The 17443-nt window shown below is 69.5% G+C and carries 20 protein-coding genes; 4 read left to right on the forward strand and 16 right to left on the reverse strand.

What is annotated here, in order from left to right; all coding sequences use genetic code 11:
- Nucleotides 1–3: 3 nt before the first annotated feature.
- Complete coding sequence (serS, locus tag I4J89_RS04075; protein ID WP_196412448.1) at nt 4–1266, reverse strand: serine--tRNA ligase; 1263 nt, start codon at nt 1264–1266, stop codon at nt 4–6.
- Between the two features lie 54 nt (nt 1267–1320).
- Complete coding sequence (locus tag I4J89_RS04080) at nt 1321–2049, reverse strand: hypothetical protein (protein ID WP_196412449.1); 729 nt, start codon at nt 2047–2049, stop codon at nt 1321–1323.
- A 67-nt stretch (nt 2050–2116) separates the two neighbouring features.
- On the opposite strand from I4J89_RS04080, the gene I4J89_RS04085 reads away from it, so the two are divergent.
- From I4J89_RS04085 to I4J89_RS04095, 3 genes are all read left to right on the forward strand, one after another.
- Nucleotides 2117–2545, forward strand: a complete 429-nt coding sequence (locus I4J89_RS04085) for an OsmC family protein (RefSeq protein WP_196412450.1) — start codon at nt 2117–2119, stop codon at nt 2543–2545.
- 66 nt (nt 2546–2611) lie between these two features.
- The gene (locus tag I4J89_RS04090; RefSeq protein ID WP_196412451.1) at nt 2612–2974 is read left to right on the forward strand and encodes a metallopeptidase family protein; all 363 of its coding nucleotides are present in this window, start codon (nt 2612–2614) and stop codon (nt 2972–2974) included.
- 30 nt (nt 2975–3004) lie between these two features.
- Nucleotides 3005–3742: an AIM24 family protein gene (locus I4J89_RS04095; protein ID WP_196412452.1), complete on the forward strand. Its 738-nt coding sequence runs from the start codon at nt 3005–3007 to the stop codon at nt 3740–3742.
- Between the two features lie 4 nt (nt 3743–3746).
- Here I4J89_RS04095 and pheA read toward each other — a convergent pair whose 3' ends face one another.
- The 5 genes from pheA to I4J89_RS04120 form a co-directional block, all read right to left on the reverse strand.
- A complete protein-coding gene (pheA, locus tag I4J89_RS04100; protein WP_196412453.1) occupies nt 3747–4694 on the reverse strand; it encodes a prephenate dehydratase in 948 nt (315 codons plus the stop codon).
- 54 nt (nt 4695–4748) lie between these two features.
- Nucleotides 4749–5378, reverse strand: a complete 630-nt coding sequence (locus I4J89_RS04105) for a hypothetical protein (protein ID WP_196412454.1) — start codon at nt 5376–5378, stop codon at nt 4749–4751.
- A gap of 23 nt (nt 5379–5401) precedes the next feature.
- Nucleotides 5402–5788, reverse strand: a complete 387-nt coding sequence (locus I4J89_RS04110; protein WP_196412455.1) for an ACT domain-containing protein — start codon at nt 5786–5788, stop codon at nt 5402–5404.
- Between the two features lie 83 nt (nt 5789–5871).
- Nucleotides 5872–6333: a PAS domain-containing protein gene (locus I4J89_RS04115; RefSeq protein ID WP_196412456.1), complete on the reverse strand. Its 462-nt coding sequence runs from the start codon at nt 6331–6333 to the stop codon at nt 5872–5874.
- Nucleotides 6334–6439: 106 nt separating this feature from the next.
- Nucleotides 6440–7177: a hypothetical protein gene (locus I4J89_RS04120; protein WP_196412457.1), complete on the reverse strand. Its 738-nt coding sequence runs from the start codon at nt 7175–7177 to the stop codon at nt 6440–6442.
- Nucleotides 7178–7461: 284 nt separating this feature from the next.
- Between I4J89_RS04120 and I4J89_RS04125 the strand changes: the two genes are divergently transcribed.
- A complete protein-coding gene (locus tag I4J89_RS04125) occupies nt 7462–8658 on the forward strand; it encodes an arginine deiminase (protein WP_196412458.1) in 1197 nt (398 codons plus the stop codon).
- Here I4J89_RS04125 and I4J89_RS04130 read toward each other — a convergent pair.
- From I4J89_RS04130 to I4J89_RS04170, 9 genes are all read right to left on the reverse strand, one after another.
- A complete protein-coding gene (locus I4J89_RS04130) occupies nt 8645–9385 on the reverse strand; it encodes a glycoside hydrolase family 16 protein (protein ID WP_196412459.1) in 741 nt (246 codons plus the stop codon). The two genes, I4J89_RS04125 and I4J89_RS04130, sit on opposite strands and share 14 nt — an antisense overlap.
- The gene (locus tag I4J89_RS04135) at nt 9382–10257 is read right to left on the reverse strand and encodes a DUF5926 family protein (RefSeq protein ID WP_196412460.1); all 876 of its coding nucleotides are present in this window, start codon (nt 10255–10257) and stop codon (nt 9382–9384) included. The genes I4J89_RS04130 and I4J89_RS04135 overlap by 4 nt, the downstream gene beginning before the upstream one ends.
- A 69-nt stretch (nt 10258–10326) precedes the next feature.
- On the reverse strand, nt 10327–11529 hold the full coding sequence (locus tag I4J89_RS04140; RefSeq protein ID WP_196412461.1) for a sensor histidine kinase: 1203 nt from the start codon (nt 11527–11529) through the stop codon (nt 10327–10329).
- An 84-nt stretch (nt 11530–11613) separates the two neighbouring features.
- Complete coding sequence (locus I4J89_RS04145) at nt 11614–12408, reverse strand: glycerophosphodiester phosphodiesterase (protein WP_196412462.1); 795 nt, start codon at nt 12406–12408, stop codon at nt 11614–11616.
- A 28-nt stretch (nt 12409–12436) separates the two neighbouring features.
- Complete coding sequence (locus I4J89_RS04150) at nt 12437–12772, reverse strand: rhodanese-like domain-containing protein (protein WP_196412463.1); 336 nt, start codon at nt 12770–12772, stop codon at nt 12437–12439.
- A gap of 20 nt (nt 12773–12792) precedes the next feature.
- Complete coding sequence (locus I4J89_RS04155; protein WP_196412464.1) at nt 12793–13956, reverse strand: LCP family protein; 1164 nt, start codon at nt 13954–13956, stop codon at nt 12793–12795.
- Between the two features lie 113 nt (nt 13957–14069).
- The gene (locus I4J89_RS04160; RefSeq protein WP_196412465.1) at nt 14070–15248 is read right to left on the reverse strand and encodes an LCP family protein; all 1179 of its coding nucleotides are present in this window, start codon (nt 15246–15248) and stop codon (nt 14070–14072) included.
- Nucleotides 15249–15373: 125 nt separating this feature from the next.
- Nucleotides 15374–17050 carry a monocarboxylic acid transporter gene (locus tag I4J89_RS04165; RefSeq protein ID WP_196412466.1) on the reverse strand — a complete coding sequence of 559 codons (1677 nt, stop codon included), beginning with the start codon at nt 17048–17050 and terminating at the stop codon, nt 15374–15376.
- On the reverse strand, nt 17050–17403 hold the full coding sequence (locus I4J89_RS04170) for a DUF485 domain-containing protein (protein WP_196412467.1): 354 nt from the start codon (nt 17401–17403) through the stop codon (nt 17050–17052). The genes I4J89_RS04165 and I4J89_RS04170 overlap by 1 nt, the downstream gene beginning before the upstream one ends.
- Between the last annotated feature and the right edge of the window lie 40 nt (nt 17404–17443).

Raw genomic sequence — 17443 nt, forward strand, 5'->3', positions numbered from 1 at the left:
CGCTTACCTGACCGGCTCGAGCACGTCCCGGCCGCCGAGGAACGGCTGCAGCGCCTTCGGCACGCGCACCGAACCGTCCGGCTGCTGGTGGTTCTCCAGGATCGGAATCAGCCACCGGGTGGTGGCCAGCGTCCCGTTCAGCGTGGCGGCGATCTGCGGCTTGCCGTCCGCGTCCCGGTAGCGGATGTTGAGCCGGCGGGCCTGGAACGTGGTGCAGTTCGACGTCGAGGTGACCTCGCGGTACCGCCCCTGCGAGGGCACCCAGGCCTCGCAGTCGTACTTGCGGGCCGCGCTCGAACCGAGATCGCCGGCCGCCACGTCGATCACCCGGTACGGGATCTCGACCTTGGCGAGCATCTCCTCCTCCATGGCGAGCAGACGCTGGTGCTCGGCCTGCGCCTCCTCCGGCGGGCAGAACGAGAACATCTCCACCTTGTCGAACTGGTGCACCCGCAGGATCCCGCGCACGTCCTTGCCGTGCGAGCCGGCCTCCCGCCGGTAGCAGCTCGACCAGCCGGCGAACCGCGACGGCCCGTTGCTCAGGTCGATGATCTCGTTCGAGTGGTACGCCGCCAGCGCCACCTCTGACGTGCCGACCAGGTAGAGGTCGTCGGCCTCGAGCCGGTAGATCTCGCTGGCGTGCGCGCCGAGGAAGCCGGTGCCCTCCATCGACTCCGGCCGGACCAGGGTCGGCGTGATCGACGGGGTGAACCCGTGCTCCACCGCCTGCTGGATGGCGAGCTGGAGCATGCCGAGCTGGAGCAGCGCGCCGACGCCGGTGAGGAAGTAGAACCGCGACCCCGACACCTTCGCCCCGCGCTCGGTGTCGATCGCGCGCAGCCCCTCACCCAGCTCCAGGTGGTCCTTCGGCGCCTCGATGTTCGGGATGTCCCCGACCGTACGCAGAACGACGAAGTCGTCCTCACCGCCGGCCGGAGCGCCCGGCTCGACGACGTTGGACACGGCCAGGTGCGCCCGGCGCAGCGCCTGCTCGGCCTCGGTGGTGGCGGCCTCGGCGGCTTTCACCTCGACGGCCAGCTCCTTGGTCCGCGCCAGAAGCGCCGCCCGCTCGTCGCCGGACGCCTTCGCCACCTCTTTACCCAGCGACTTCTGCTCCGCCCGGACCGCCTCGAACCGCTGCGTAGCGGCCCGGCGCTCCTCGTCGGCGCGCAGCAGCGTGTCCACCGCATCGGTGGACTCGCCGCGCAGCCGCTGGCTGGCGCGGATCAGTTCCGGATCTTCGCGAAGCAGACGCAGGTCAATCACGGTTGTCGAGCCTACCGGCGACCCGGTCCGATCATCACCCGGATATCCCCCGAGTCACGATCGGTGTGGCTGGTCGCGCTGACCGGGGAACGGGGCGAACGGAGTGGACGCCGAGATGGTCAGGTCGAGCGGGGCGTCCGGCTCGTCCTCGTCCTCCTCCTCGGCGACCGGCCGGACCCACCGTGGACCGTCGTCGCTGTCCGGCTCCCGGCTGGTCAGCCAGAGCACGAGCAGCGCGGCGGCCACTCCGGCCAGGGCACACCAGAGGCCACGCCCGTACTCCACCTGGCTCTGTTCCGGTGGCATCTGCATCGAGAAGTAGCGGGAGATCAGCCGGGTCTCACTGCCGAGCAGGTGGACCATGGCCAGCAGCAGGGCGAACAGCAGGCCGCCGACGCTGAAGCCGGCGAGTCTCGCGTACCGGCGGCCGGCCGCCGGGCCGAACAGCACCAGCACCACCGAGGTCGTCAGCAGGAAGAGCCCGACCAAGTACGCCCCGCCGATGCCACCGAGATCGAACAGGTCGGTCGGGAGCAGCTGGGTCTGCTGACTCAGCTCCTCGTCCCCCTCGTACTCGATCTGCTCGACGGCGGTGATCTGCCACTCGGAGATCAGCGACGCGAAGACCGCGACGGCGCTGAGCCCGGCGGTCAACACCGGCAGTCGCCGGTCGCCGGCCAGACCCCGCAGGAAGTCCGCGGTGGGCCGGCGCCGTGGCTCCTCCCAGCCGGACTCGCCGAACTCGAGCACTGACTGCTCGCCGACCTCAGTTTCACCGGACATGCGATCCATCATGGCCCCTCACGATGTCTGTGAACCAGCGGCCCCGAGATGGGCTAGCGTTCTGGTCATGCCTATTCGTACTGCTTCGGCTCGCTGGGAAGGGAACCTCACCGAGGGTTCCGGCACTGTCAAGACCGGTAAGGGTGGCTACCAGGGGAACTACTCGTTCAAGTCGCGCTTCGAGGAGGGCGAGGGGACGAACCCCGAGGAGCTGATCGCGGCCGCGCACGCCGGCTGCTTCTCGATGGCCTTCTCGAAGGGCCTGGCCGACGCGGGCTTCACGCCCACCTCGGTCGAGACCACCGCGAAGGTGCACCTGGACAAAGGCGACGCCGGTTTCGGTGTCACCCGGATCGACCTGGAGTCCGTCGGCGACGTGCCGGGCATCGACGACGCGAAGTTCCAGGAGCTGGCGGAGGCCGCCAAGGAGAACTGCCCGATCTCCAAGCTGCTCAAGCCGGGCGCCGAGATCAGCCTCAACGCGAAGCTGGCCTGAGTCCACGGGTCTGCCGGCGCGGTCCCGCCGCGTCGGCATCCCCACCTTTCCGCCGTTACCGGCACAATGGGCGACGTGCCGGTCGACATGAGTCCTGAACGATTCGAAGAGCTGGTCGGTGAGGCCCTCGACGAGGTGCCCGTCGAGCTGCTCTCCCTGATGAACAACGTGGTCTTCCTGGTCGAGGACCGGCCTCCGGACGGCAGCGACGACCTGCTCGGGCTCTACGAGGGCACGGCCCTCACCGACCGCGGATGGGACTACGCCGGCGCGCTACCCGACCGGATCACCATCTACCGGCTGCCGACCCTGAAGGTCTGCGACTCGGAGGACGACGTCGTGGACGAGGTCGCCGTCACCGTGGTGCACGAGATCGCCCACCACTTCGGCATCGATGATCACCGCCTGCACGAGCTCGGATGGGGCTGATTCCTTGAGCCCGGCCCCTACGCTGGGTACATGCGTAGTGAACTCTTCTCTGCCGAGAACCTCGAGAAGGAGTCCAGCCAGCCTGGGCTCCGGCTGCAGAACTCCAAGTTGCTGAAGGCCGAGCTGAACGGTGAGTTCCTCGCTCGTACCGGGTCGATGGTGGCCTATCAGGGACAGGTCAAGTTCGAGGCGCTCGGCTCCGGTGGCCTCGGCAAGTTCCTCAAGCAGAAGCTGACCGGCGAGGGTGTGCCGCTGATGCGGGTACGCGGCAACGGCGACGTCTTCCTCGCCGACAACGGCGCCGACGTCCACCTGATCGACCTGGACCAGGGCGACGCCCTCTCGATCAACGGCGCCAACGTGCTCGCCTTCGACTCGACCCTTCAGTACGACATCAAGATGGTCTCCGGCGTCGGTGTGATGTCCAGTGCCGGCCTCTTCAACTGCGTGTTCTCCGGGAGCGGCCGGATCGCGGTCACCACCAACGGGACGCCCGTGGTGCTCAACGTCGATCAGCCGACCTACGTCGACCCGCAGGCGGCGATCGCCTGGTCGGCGAACCTCCAGACCGGTTACCACCGGGCCGATCAGCTCGGCTTCGGGACGCTCCTCGGGCGTAGCACCGGGGAGCGGTTCACGATGAGCTTCAACGGGCAGGGCTTCGTCGTCGTGCAGCCCTCCGAGCTGCCGCCGGGCGGCATCGCCGGTGTCGGTGGGGGCCAGAAGAGCTCGAGCGGCGGAGTCCTCGGCGGCCTCTTCGACGACTGAGTGGTCAGGTGAGGGTGCCGGCGCGGAGCCGGGTCAGCCAGGCGGCTGAGTCGGCGAAGTCGGTGTTGGAAAGGCCGGCCGGGGCCGAGACGGGCGGCTCCGGCTGGAGGCGGTGCTTGGGGTAGCTGCCCAGGAACCGGACCTCCGCGCAGATCCGGCGCAGGCCCTGGAGGGCCTCGCCGAGGCGGGGCTCGGCGACGTGGCCGGTGCAGTCCAGGAAGAAGACGTACGTGCCGAGCTGCTCGCCGGTCGGCCGGGACTCGATGCGGGACAGGTTGATGCCCCGCACGGCCAGCTCGGTGAGCACCGCGAGCAGCGCGCCGACCTGGTCGTGCCGGATCGAGACGGCCAGTGACGTCACGTCGTCGCCGGTCGGCGCGGCCGGTGCGCCGGGCCGGGTGAGCAGCGCGAAGCGGGTGACCGCCTCGGCCCGGTCGGCCACCTTCTCGGCGAGCACGGTGAGCCCGTGCTGTGACACGCCGATCGGTGCGCACAGGGCCGCGTCGTGCTCGCCGGACGCCGCGCTGATCGCCGCCGCGGCGTTCGACAACACGTCGACGACGACCGCGTCCGGCGCGCTGGCCCGCAGCCAGTGCCGGCACTGGGCGGAGGCCTGCGGGTGCGCGGCGATGCTGTGGATCTCCGCGAGCGGGGTGAGGGTGCGCGCGGCGAGCACGAACTCGACCGGCAGCAGCACCTCCCGCGTGATCATCAATGGGGTCCCGGTGATTAGCTCGTCGAGCGTGACCGGGACAGCCCCACCGACCGAGTTCTCCAGCGGGACGAGGGCGGCGTCCGCCTCGCCGGATCGGACGGCCTCCAGCGCCTCAGGGACGCTGCGAGCGGGGTTACGGACACCGTGCTCGGCCGCCGGGATGGTGCGCAGGGCGGCTTCGGTGAAGGTGCCTTCGGGGCCGAGATAGGCGAAGCGCATGGGCGGCGTTCCGGGCATCCCCGAATTCTAGGGCCCCCACCCGCAGCGGCGGCGTGCCAGGAGGACCGATGCTCAGAAGCCGCAGGCGAGGACTCGGATGCCGGCCGGCGCCTCAGCCTGCACCTTGGCGTTGCAGACATGCGTGCCCGCGGCCACCAGGGTGAGCTTGGCGCCCTTTCCGGTGCTGACGACCATCAACGGCTCAACCTCGTCCGCGTCCTGGCCGTCGATCTTCACCGTGGTGAAGGTCCAGGTGCCGGAGCAGAACGGACCGTCGGCCACCGCCAGACTCGTGTCCGGAACACCCGGGTCGTCCTTGATCAGCGTCAGGATCTGCGGGCCGGTCGGCTCGGTGCGGCACTTGGCGGCGTGCGTCGGCGTCGGGGTGGGCGACTTCGTCAACGGTGCCGTGGTGGCCGTGGTCGTCATCCGCCCCGGTTGTGGTGGCGGCGTGGCGTAACCGGGCGTCGGATAGGTGTAGCCGGGTGTCGGGTACGTCGGATACGGGTAGCCCAGGCTGCTCGGCTGCGGGTTCATCGGCGCGATCGGAACACCACTGGGTACGGGCGCGCTGGCCGGCGGCGGGACGCTCACTGCCGGCGCGGGGAACTCCGGCGGCGCGCTCCCGGGTGGCGCACCGCAGGCGGCGCTCACCAGCAGGGCGCCGACGGCGAGGGGAATACGGCGTGCGCGGGGGGACACGGGCTCATCGTAGGAGCCCGGGGTCAGCTCGCGATACGGTGACCGGCCGCGGTGAGCGTATTGACGGCCTCCGTCAGGCGTACGGTCGGCACCAGCAGATAGTCGGTGTCGTACGTCGAGAACGTGACGATGTTGACCCGGGCCTCGGCGAGCGGACCGACAAGCGAGGCCAGCACGCCCGTCATGGTCAGGTCGAGACCGGCGACGCGCAGACATCGCCATGCCGTGTCGGCCTCGGCGCCGGGCGGGATCCGATCGTTCGGGCAGATCACCGAGAGCTCGTCCACGCCCCAGGTCACCGAGATGACGCTCTTGTCGTCCGGACCCGTGGTCAGGGCGGCGGGCAGGGTCGAGCCGGCGGGGAGCCGGCACACCGCGTACTCACCCGGTAACAGGTCTAGATCGAGCATGAGGGCAGACTACGTTGCGGATCTGTAACGCCCAATGCCCACGCGCTGCGTCGAACACCACAACTCAGGGGGCGAAACGGACTTCAGTACCGTACCGGGGACAGGAAGGTCAGCGATCCGCCCACTCGATCGCCGGCCAGGAGCGGTGTGGAGACCGCATCGACGGTGAGCGGGGCCTCACCGGCGCCCGGCACCACCCGGATCAGCCCGCGCGCCAGGCGCTCGGTGCGCACGGCGAGCAGCGGCGGGATCTTCTCCGCCTCGGGTTCCTCGAGCCGGCCCGCACCGGCGGTGAAGTCGATCAGATGCAGTGCCGAGGTGAGCCGCTGACCGAGTGCCTCGACGGGCTTGCCGAGCCCGAGCAACTCACTGCACGACGGTGAGACGGCAAGAATCGAGCCGGTGCCATCGATGATCAGGCACGGCTCGTCGGCGACCGCCACCGTCGTCGCCCAGCGCTCCACGCTGGTGACGAACTCGGCCTCGGCTGGTGTCCGCGCTTGGGGGACGAACGCTCCCGAGAGGGAGAGCTCAACATGCGCCACCCGCTCCTCCTCGCTTCCTTCGCGACGACCACCGGCGGCGCGCGGACCCACCGGTCTCCCGGTGCTCCGGCCGCGGCGCCGCCTGTCGTCGGCGTCGGAAGGAACGTTACCGGCGGGTCGGCCGCTTGTCAGCGGCCGTCTGTCCGTTGCTGTACCAACGGTAGTCACCGGCCGGCCGGTACGGCGCGTTTGCCCAGGTACTCGGGTGGTTCGCCACGGCCGTAAGTTTGCTCGCCGTAGACGGGGAGATCTTCGCCCCACCCGCGATGAGGAGCCGGTCGAGCTCCTTGTCGGTGGCCACGAGACAGTCCTTCGGCAGGCCGTGGACGCTGATGACGCCGGAGCCGACGAAGGTCAGCACGGCGGTCACCGGAACGTTGAGGCCGACAGCGGCGGACAGCGCCTTGGCCGCCCGGCGGGCGTCACGGCGTGCCTCGGCGATGTACTGCGGGCGCTTGCCGTTGATCTGCACGACGTCCCCGGCGATCAAAACGCGGGAGCGGCCGTGGTCGGCCACGGTCACCGCGTAGACGCCGCCCGGACCGATCGCCAGGAACCCGGCGCGGTCGTCGGCGGGGTCAGGCTCGTAATACGCCTGGGAGAGGTCGGTACGTGGCCAGTCGACGATGTGCCAGTTGGGTCCGAGCCGGTCGAGACGCGTCAGCGCGCGTGCTCCGGCGGCCTCGAGACGGCGTGCCTCGCGCTCAGCGCGACGACGCCGCGCCCACTCGACAGGTGTCAGGCGCGGCGCCTCCAGGGCGGAGGGCCCCGGATGGCTCCGGTCGACCGGGGTCAGGGCTTTGGACGGAACGGGCAATACGGGGCGGGCGGGGAAGACAGTCACTGCGACCTCCGGCAAAAGGTCAGTTGGGCTCTCTTTTTCTTACCGTACGTGCTCGGTCCCCTACGGAACAGGGCGACGGGAAGGAAAGAAAGACGAATGAGTACGGATGAATGCCGTATTCACGGACAACACTTCTTTCGGATGGTGCACGCGTACGGGTGATAGCCGCAGTCTCGTCGCACCCTCCCAAGCTATCTCTGTCGTCCACAAGATGCATGTGCGTCCCAAGATCTAGTCAGTCCGTCACCGCGCGATAGCAGCCGGTACGGGCTAACGTCGGCGTCGTGTACGTCGACAGTGAAGTCAGCCGCCTCCGTACCGTCATGCTGCATCGACCCGGTCCCGAGCTGGCCCGGCTGACCCCACGAAACAATGACTCGCTTCTCTTCGATGCCATCCCATGGGTTGGACGCGCCCAGGAGGAGCACGACGCCTTCGCCGAGGCGCTCCGCTCGCACGGCGTGGAGGTCCTCTACCTCGGCGAGCTGCTCGCCGAGACGCTGAGCGTGCCCGAGGCGCGTACCGAACTCACCGCCGGGGTGCTGGCCGCCCGCCGGCTCGGCGACTCGCTGCGCGCCAGCGTCCGCGACTACCTGGCCGACCAGGAGCCCGGCCGGCTCGCCGAGGTCCTGGTCGCCGGCCTCGCCCACGAGGAGATCAAGCCGAGCACCGGCGGCCTGGTCTACGAGATGATGCATCGCAACGATTTCGTCATCGACCCGCTGCCCAACCTGCTCTTCACCCGGGATTCCTCGGTCTGGGTGCGGGACCGGGTCGCGGTGACCAGCCTGGCCATGCGGGCGCGGCGCCGGGAGACCACCCTCACGCAGGCCATCTACCGCTACCACCCGCGGTTCGCCGGCACCGCCCTGCTCTTCGACCCCTCGCTCGAACACGTGGAGGGCGGCGACGTGCTCGTGCTCGCGCCGGATGTGCTCGCTATCGGGGTCGGTGAGCGGACCACCCCGGCCGGTGCCGAGCGCCTGGCCCGCCGGGTGATCGACGCGGGCCTCGCGCACACCGTGCTGGCCGTCCCGATCGCTCAGGAACGCGCCACCATGCACCTGGACACCGTATGCACCATGGTGGACGTCGACGCCGTGGTGATGTACCCCAACGTCGCGCACAACCTGGACGCCTGGACCGTCACGGCCGAGCCCGGGGCGCCGCTGCGGGTCCGCCAGCCCCGGCCGTTCCTGGAGGCGGCGGCCGAGGCGATGAAGATCGACCATCTGCGGATCATCGACACCGGCCTGGACCCGGTGACCGCCGAGCGGGAGCAGTGGGACGACGGCAACAACACCCTCGCCATCGCGCCGCGGCTGTGTGTGGCCTACGAGCGCAACATCGAGACCAACGCTCAGCTGGAACGCGCCGGGATCGAGGTGGTCCGGATCAGTGGATCGGAACTCGGCAGCGGGCGGGGCGGCCCACGATGCATGAGCTGCCCGATCACCCGCGATCCGCTCAGGGACCGGTGACGTCGGTGACGATCAGCTCCGGGACCGGGATCTCGCCGGGGACCAGATGGGCCCGGTCGGCGAAGTCGAAGACCGCGATCTCCAGCTGGACCGGGTAGTCCGGCGCCTGGCCGACCCGTTTCACGACCGAGCCGTCGACGGAGAACTCCAGCGAACCGGGTTGCCAGTCGACCGCGTACGTGTGGAACTCCGCGACGTCGGCGGGGAGCGTCACCGTTCCCCACTCCTCGGTGACCGCCGGGTCCCGGAACGCGTGCAGGCCCATCCCGAAGTCGTGCGGCGCGGTCCCGAAGACCTCCATCACGCAGATCTCCGCGGACCGCTCCGGCCGGTCCTCGATCCCGGACAGCCAGAAGGCAGCCATCGACCGCGGCGAGAGCACCGCCCGCATCCGGATCTCGAGGCGCCCGTAGTGCGGCGTGTAGCCCCAGAGCTCGGGCTGCTCCTCGCGCACCGTCAGGCCGGGCCGGAACGGCTGCCCGCCGACCGTGCTCCCGACCGGCCCGGAGAAGTTCGCCGACTGGATGCCGGAGACGCGCAACGGTGTCTCGTGGATCCCCTCGGCCCAGAGCGGCTGCTCCACCGGGATGCTGAGCCGCAGCTCACCGTCCCCCACGATGTAGGTCGCCCGGGACGCCGCGCGGGAACTCCAGTGCGGCAGGTAATACGGCACCCACACCGACGGGTCGAGTTCCGGTTCGGCGAACCGCTCGTGGAACGGGCTCACCGCAAGGTCAGCTGCCGGCCGATCAGGCCCTGCTTGGCGCGACGGCCGGCGGCGTCGAGGGGCTCGTCGATGGCGAGCGTGTCGGCGTACCGCTTGGCGAAGTCGGCGAGCGGTGCCTCCCAGTCGGCGCCCTCCGGCTCGCCCGGCACGTCCCAGACCGGTACGAGCAGCCCGTGCGCCCGGAACATGCCGGCGAACCTGGTCCCCTCGCCGAGCAGCAACTCGCCGGCCGCGGAGAGCCGGGCGAGCGCGTCCAGAGCCCGGTCCTCGGGGTCGGAGAGGACCCAGCGGACGTGACCCTTGTCCGGGGCGACCCGGCACCAGTACGCCGCCTTGGCCACCGCGAGCCGCACGGTCGGATAGATCGAGGCGTTCGCGCGCTCCAGGGACGCCTTGACGTTCGCGTCCTGCATCTGGTCGGCGTCCAGCCAGTACTCGAAGCTCTCGTACAGGGTGATGTCGAGCGGGCCGTCCACCAGCAGGTCCTGCAGGCGCGGGCCCTGGCCGGGCAGCGCGGGCACGGAGACCGTGTCGCCCGGCTTGGTGCCCAGCGCGTTCAGGATCGCCACGGCCAGATCCCGGGAGACATCGCCGGACTGGACGTGCCGCTGCAACCCGATGAAGATCTGCCCGTCCCGGCGGGACATCGCGGGCCAGGCCATCGGCAGCACCGTGGAGAGCGTGACCGGCCGATCGCCGTACTCCTCGATGATCTCCGGCTTGAGGGTCAGGGGCGCGGAGGCGGCCGGGACCAGCTCACGCAGAGCGACCCATTCCGGTTCGTCCGCCATGCCCTCGAACGGGCGGGCGACGAAGATGTCGCGCACCTTCGTTTTCGGTGCGGTCTCGCGGGGCTTGCGTCGCTTGCTCACGGTGGACCAGCCTAAGCGGTCACATCACGAAAGCAGTGACGCGGGCCACCCCGTGTTGCCGGTCAGAGGTCAAGCGCGCGGCAGGCGTACCTCGGCGACCGTCCCGCCGCCCTCGCGCGGTCGCAGCGAGACCCAGCCGTGCTGGCGTTCCACCAGGCGCCGGACCAGGTAGAGGCCGAGTCCGGCGCCGGGGTGCGGATGCCGGTCCCGCGATCCGGCCTGCCAGTACCGCTCGAAGGCGCGCTCCACGTGCTCCGGGGCGATGCCGACGCCCCGGTCGGAGACCCGGAACCGGAGGGTGTCGTCGTCCGTGCCCGCGCAGACCTCGACGAGGCTGTCCGGCTCGGAGTACTTCTCCGCGTTGGTGACGAGCTCAGTGAGGATGGTGGCGATCGAGTCCCGGTTCCCGTACGCCTTCGGCAGGCCGGCCGGCAGCTCGCCGAAGTGGATGCGCTTGCGGAGGGCGGCCGGCAGCTCCTCGGCGGCCGCGCGCAGCGCCTCGGCCAGGTCGAACGGACCGGACGCGGAGGCGCCGACCGAGCCGTCCTCGCTGGCGGCCGAGAGCAGCCGGTCCACCAGCCGGGCGAGCTCACCGGCGCGGGTGCCGATGATCCGCACCGCCTCGCGCCGGCCGGGTTCACCGAGGGTCTCCCAGTGGTTGGTGAGCGTGTCCGCGTACCCCTTGATGACGGTGACCGGAGTGCGCAGCTCGTGGCTGGTGACCGCGACCCAGAGGTCGCGGTCCTCCTGCCGGCGGGCCTGCTCGGGAGCGGGGGCGCCGTGCACCGGCAGGCCGGAACGCAGCCCGTAGAGCCAGCCGATCTGACCGGCAAGCAATTCGAGTACGGCATGGTGCTCGGGGCCGGGCTCCCCGGCGTTCTCGCCGAAGTAGACGTGCAGCGAGCCGACCATGGTCTCCCCGGCCTCGCAGCGGGCGCCCAGCATGTGCCGGAGCTCGCCGCCCTCGATCTGGCGGGCGAACTCGTCGTTCACCGAGTCCAGGGGAAGCAGCAGGGTACGCCGGTCCAGCAGCCGGTCGTCCGGACGATCCACCCGGCGGCCGATCGCCGGCTCACAGACACCGGTGGCCGCGATGATCCGCCCGTGGCCGTCCGCGTACTCGGCGAATCCGGCGCCGCGCGCGTCGAGGGTCTCCTCGGCCAGCCGGACCAGGTGCTGCAGGACGGACAGGCCCGCGTCACCGGAGTTCACGCGGTCGAGAGCCGCGATCTGACCCCGGATCAGGGTGGCGTAGTCGGGACGGTCCGGCATGTCTGCGAGTGTGCCCCGCCCGCCCGGTTTTGGGCAGATGAACCTAAGCGGAAGCTGGATCAGGGCACCCGACCGTGGCGTACGTCACAGTCGATCGAGATAGTCCAGCACGAACCGGGGACGGTCAGTGATCACTCCGTCCACCCGCTGTGCGAGCACCAGCTCCAGATCGGCCGGCTCGTTGACGGTCCACACGTACGTCCGGTGGCCCGCTGCGCGGATCGCCGGAAGCAGCGCGGGCCGGGCGCGGACCAGGTCGACGCCGGGCCCGGCGGTCCGGGCGCCGAACGGCAGCCGGCCCCGGCCCACCCCGGGCGGCACGAACTCCATCAGGTAGACGGTGGGCACGGTGGGCGCCTGAGCGCGGATACGGCGCAGCGCCAGCGCCGCGAAGGACATCACCGTTACCTGTACGGGGTCGTCCGGCTTCGGATCCGCCAGACCGAACCGCTGCAACATCCGGACCAGACGCCGCTCGACCTCGGCGCCGTACCGTGACGGGTGCTTGGTCTCGATCAGCAGCCGGACCGGGCGGCCGCTCGCCGTCACCGCGTCCAGCAGCCGCTCCAGGGTGAGCAGCCGGGCCAGGTCGGGGAACTCCTCGTCGACCGGGTAGCCGGGGTGCCAGGAGCCGAAGTTGAGGGTGTCCAGCTCGGCAAGCGTCTTCGTGCTCACCAGGCCGCGCCCGTTGCTGGTGCGGTTGAGCCGCCGGTCGTGCACGCAGACCAGGTGCCCGTCCCGGGTCAGCCGGACGTCGCACTCCAACCCGTCCGCGCCCTCGTCGAGCGCACGCAGATAGGCCCCGAGGGTGTGCTCGGGAAGCGCGTCGGCGCCGCCGCGGTGGGCGAACACCAAGGGACGGTAATCACGGTTTTTCATGGGTTTTCCGCCGCGGGGCCAGCACTGCTCACAGCACGCGGGCCGGCTGCCCGTCGTCGCGGACCACGTCGCGTCCGGCGGAGGCCCAGGACTGCATGCCGCCGTCGAGGTTGCGCACGTTGTCCCACCCGTTGTTCATCAGGTACGCGACGACCTGCCCGGACCGGCCACCGGCCCGGCAGACCACCACCACCTCGCCCTCCGCGGGCACCTCGGCCATCCGGGCCGGAACCTCCATCATCGGGAGGTGATGGGCGCCGGGCGCGTGGCCGGCCTCCCACTCGTCGGGCTCCCGCACGTCGAGCAGGTAGGCGTCGGCGGGAACTTGGTCAGGGGTCACGCTGGGTACCTGAGGTCCGAACACGAAAACAGGGTACGGCGCTACTACTTCTCTTTCGCGACGACGTCCGGGTGGTCGAGCACGAATTCCGCCACCCGGTCATCCTTGATCGCCTGAAACAGTGCCTGGGTGGTCGGGTTGAACGTCTCCCGGCCGTTGCCGTTGCCGGCGAAGGTGCCGTTGTTGGTCCGCAGCAGCACCATGTCGTTGGCCGCGACGCCCCGGAGGCCGAGCACGAAGTCGGTGATCGGCACGCTGCCGGTGTCCAGCACCAGAGCCTTGCCGGCCGACTTGACCAGAGATCCGGCCTTCAGCGGGTTGCTGAGCACGCCGCCGCTCGACGCCTTCTTCGCCATCGCCTTGATCAGCTGCTGCTGGTGCCGCTGGCGGTCGTAGTCACCGTTCTTGAGGCCGTAGCGCTGACGGGCGAAGTCGAGGGCCTCCCAGCCCTCCATGCTGCGGCAGCCCACCTTGTGCACCACCGGCTTCGTCGGCTTGCCGGTCTTGCGGGCGTCGGCCAGGAACATCGCCTTCCCGTCGACCCACACCATGTGCTTCGAGGTGACCTGCTGGTCCACGCACATGGAGACGCCGCCGAGCTCGTCGATCACGCTCTTGAAGCCGCCGAAGTTGATGATCGCGGCGCCGTCGAAGCTGATGCCGGTCATGTTCTTCAGCGTCTTGGCGAGCAGCTGCGCGCCTCCGGTCCAGCCGCCACCGTTCTGCGCGCCGTGGAAGAAGGCCTCGGTGGCCTTGGTGGTGCCACCGGCGTACTTGCTCGGGCCGAAGGCCGGCACCTGAACCTCGGTGTCCCGCGGGATGGAGATCAGGTACGCCTGGTCGTGGCTGGCCGGGATGTGCAGGATGATGATCGAGTCGGAGCGGAGATCGTCCTCGGCCCAGCGTGCCCGGGCGTCCACGCCCATCAGCAGCATGTCGATCGGGCCCTCGAGGGTGTCGCCACCCTCGCCGGAGGTCTTCTTCGCGTCGCCGGTCAGGTTACCCATCGCGATGTTCTCGGTGGTCTGCTTGATCAGCACCGAACCGCCGACCAGCCCGCCCCCACTCGCCACCAGCAGCACCGCTCCGAGCGAGGTGGTGATCTTCGCCCAGAGCGGTGTACCGCGCTTCCGACGGGCCTTCGGCGGGCCCGGTGGGACGGCGGAGCGATCCCTAGCCGGCGACTGCCGATCGGCCGTGACGGTCATGCAGCACTCCAGGGGGTGGGGTGAGGGGCTGCATCACTTTACGGACACTTTCCGTTGAGATGAAGGTCTAGATCGCTTCAGATCCAAGTCACAGCTCGTTGACAGCCCGATTGCTACTTCTTGGTCGGGTTCGCCGCGATCCACTCGCCCAGCTTGTCGGCGGACATCGCCTTGTAGAGCCCGAGCGCCTTCTCCCGGTCGGAGACCACCACGGACTGCCCGTCGATCGTCTGGCTGCCCTTGTTCGGGCTGGTCAGGAACGTCACGTTGGAGCTGCGGAGGCTGCGGAACTGGAGCACCATGTCCTTGAGCGAGAACTTCTCGTCGACCGTGACAGCGGCCGCCACCGCGTCCAGGAAAGCGTCCAGCTTGCCGGGGTTGGTGAGCGTTCCGGTGCTGGCCGCCTTGTCCATCAGCGCCATCAGGAACTGCTGCTGGTGCTGCATGCGGGCGAAGTCACCGCGGGCGAACTGCTTGCGCTGACGCACCCAGTCCAGCGCCTGAGCGCCGTCCATGTGCATCATGCCCTTCTTGAACACCCGGTACGGCTTGTGGATCGACGTGATCGTCTGGTCGACCTTGAGGTCGACGCCCCCGAGTGCGTTGGTGACGTCCTTGAAACCGCCGAAGTCGATCGCCACCACGTGGTCCAGGTGCACGTCGGTCATGCACTCGACGGTCCGCACCGCGCGGGGCAGGCCACCGAAGGCGAACGCGGCATTGATCTTCGCCCGGCTGCCGGAGTCACAGGGTGCGTTGTTGCCGCTCGGGATGTTGACCCACAGGTCACGCGGGATCGAGACGATCTGCGCGGATTTGTGGTCGGCCGGCACGTGCATGATCATCAGCGAGTCGGCGCGCCACTTGCTCGCCTGGTCGTTCTTGTTGTCCGGGTCGCGGGAGTCGCTGCCGACCAGCAGGATGTTGAGCGCCCCCTCGACCGCCTTGCCCGGCCGGTCCGAGGTGATCTCGCCGAACGCGTTGGTGCGCTTCAGGTCCTTGTCCAGGCCGTTGATGTAGCCGTACCCGGCGATGCCGCCGATCAGCGCGAGGACCAGCACGACGATGCCGCCCACCAGCGCGATCCGCTTCCAGCGCGGGCGCGGCCGGCGCCCCCGGTACGGCCGGCCCGGGCCACCCGGACCGCCAGGTCCACCCGGCCCACCGGGTCCATTGCCGCCCCGCGGTCGCGGTGCCCAGTCGCGGTCGGGCTGAACCGATGCCCGACCGCCGTACGCGGGCACGGAAGCCCGACCGGAGGGGTTGCCGCTGGAGGAGGTGGTGGCTGACATGTACTCCAGATTACGGAGTGATTCCCAGTGATCCCGGTGCTCGACACCCATCGGCACGAAGGTAGGAGATTTTGCGGAAGCACGGGCCGGTGCGGCGACTGCACCGGCCCGTGGCGGGGGAAACGTCAGTGTGCCCCGTGCCCGGTCAGGGACCGGACTTCCAGCTCCGCGTACTTCTCCGGGTCGGTCTCCTTGGACAGCACCGTGCCGAGCCATCCGAAGAAGAAGCCCAGCGGGATCGAGATGATGCCCGGGTTGGACAGCGGGAACCATTGCCAGTCCTGGTCCGGGAACATGGCCGTGGCCGAACCGGACACCACCGGCGAGAAGAACACCAGGATCACCGCGGCGCCCAGACCGCCGTAGATGGACCAGAGCGCTCCCGCGGTGTTGAACCGGCGCCAGAACAGGCTGTAGAGGATCGCCGGCAGGTTCGCCGACGCGGCCACCGCGAACGCGAGGGCCACCAGGAACGCCACGTTCAGGCTCTGCGCGAAGATCGACAGAGCGATCGCGACGGCGCCGATGAGCAGGGCGGAGATCCGGGCGACCCGTACCTCGTCCCGCTCGGAGGCGGTGCCCCGCTTGATCACGCTGGCGTAGAAGTCGTGCGCGAGGCTCGACGACGAGGCGAGCGTGAGGCCGGCGACCACGGCGAGGATCGTGGCGAACGCGACCGCCGCGATCACCGCCAGCATGATCGAGCCACCGGTGTCGCCGCCCAGGTAGTCGATGCCGAGTTGCTGGGCCAGCTGCGGTGCGGCGGTGTTGCCGGCCTTGTCCTGAGCCGTGATGTTCGCGCCACCCACCAGGGCCGCCGCGCCGAAGCCGAGGGCCAGGGTGAACAGGTAGAACGTACCGATGATGCCGATCGCCCAGAGCACGCTCTTACGCGCGATCCGGCTGGTCGGCACGGTGTAGAACCGGGTCAAGATGTGCGGCAGACCGGCCGTGCCGAGCACCAGCGCGAGGCCGAGCGAGAGCAGGTCCATCTTGCTGTAGAAGGTCTTGGCCGCATCGCCCGCTGTCTCGACGCCGTATCGCAGACCCGGTTCGAGGAACGCCGAGCCCTTCCCGGATTGATCAGCCGCGTCGCCGAGCAGGGCGGACAGGTTGAACTTGTAGTGCGCCAGCACCATCACGACCATGATCAGGGCGCCGCCCATCAGCATGAACGCCTTGACGATCTGGACGTAGGTGGTGCCCTTCATGCCACCGACCGTCACGTAGATGATCATCAGAGCGCCGACCAGGATGATCGTGGCGACCTTTGCGGTGTCCGCGTCCATGCCCAGGAAGGTCGCGCCCGGCTTGATGCCGAGCAGCAGCGACACCAGCGCGCCCGCGCCGACCATCTGCGCGATCAGGTAGAAGATCGACACGACGATGGTGGAGACCGAGGCGGCCGTGCGAACCGGGCGCTGGCGCATCCGGAAGGCCAGCACGTCGGCCATCGTGTACCGGCCGGAGTTACGCAGGAACTCGGCGACCAGCAGGAGCGCCACCAGCCATGCGACCAGGAAGCCGATCGAGTAGAGGAAGCCGTCGTAGCCGTACAGGGCGATCAGGCCGGCGATGCCGAGGAAGGACGCCGCCGACATGTAGTCGCCGCCGATCGCCATGCCGTTCTGGAAGCCGGAGAACTGCCGGCCACCGGCGTAGAAGTCGGTAGCGGTCTTGGTCTGCCGGCTGGCCCAGACGGTGATCGCCAGGGTGATGGCCACGAAGACCAGGAACAGCGTGATGGTCAGGGTGCGCGAGGTGCTGCCGTTGGTCGCCTCCGCGGCCAGGATCGTCCCCATCAGTGGGCGCTCCCGTCGGCGGTGGTGCCGGCGACCTTCTCGCCGTTCTCCAACTCCTTGTAGAGGTCGTCGGCGAGCGGATCCAGCTTCTGTGCGGCGTACCGCGAGTAGTACCAGGCGATCACGAACGTGGAGACGAACTGGAGCAGGCCGAAGATCAGCGCGACGTTGATGTTGCCGATCAGCTTGATGCTCATGAAGTCCCGCGCGTACGCGGAGAGCAGCACGTAGAGCGAGTACCAGACGATGAACGCAACCGTCGTCGGAAAGATGAAGCTGCGCAGTCTGTGGCGCAACCGGGTGAACTCATCGGAGTTCTGCACTTCGAGATATCTCTCGGCGGATGCCGGCACGGGATCACCACCTTCGTGGGTAGGACTTTCCGGCACCGTA

Origin of the sequence: Actinoplanes aureus (genome assembly GCF_015704865.1) — a bacterium.
GTDB lineage: Bacteria > Actinomycetota > Actinomycetes > Mycobacteriales > Micromonosporaceae > Actinoplanes > Actinoplanes aureus.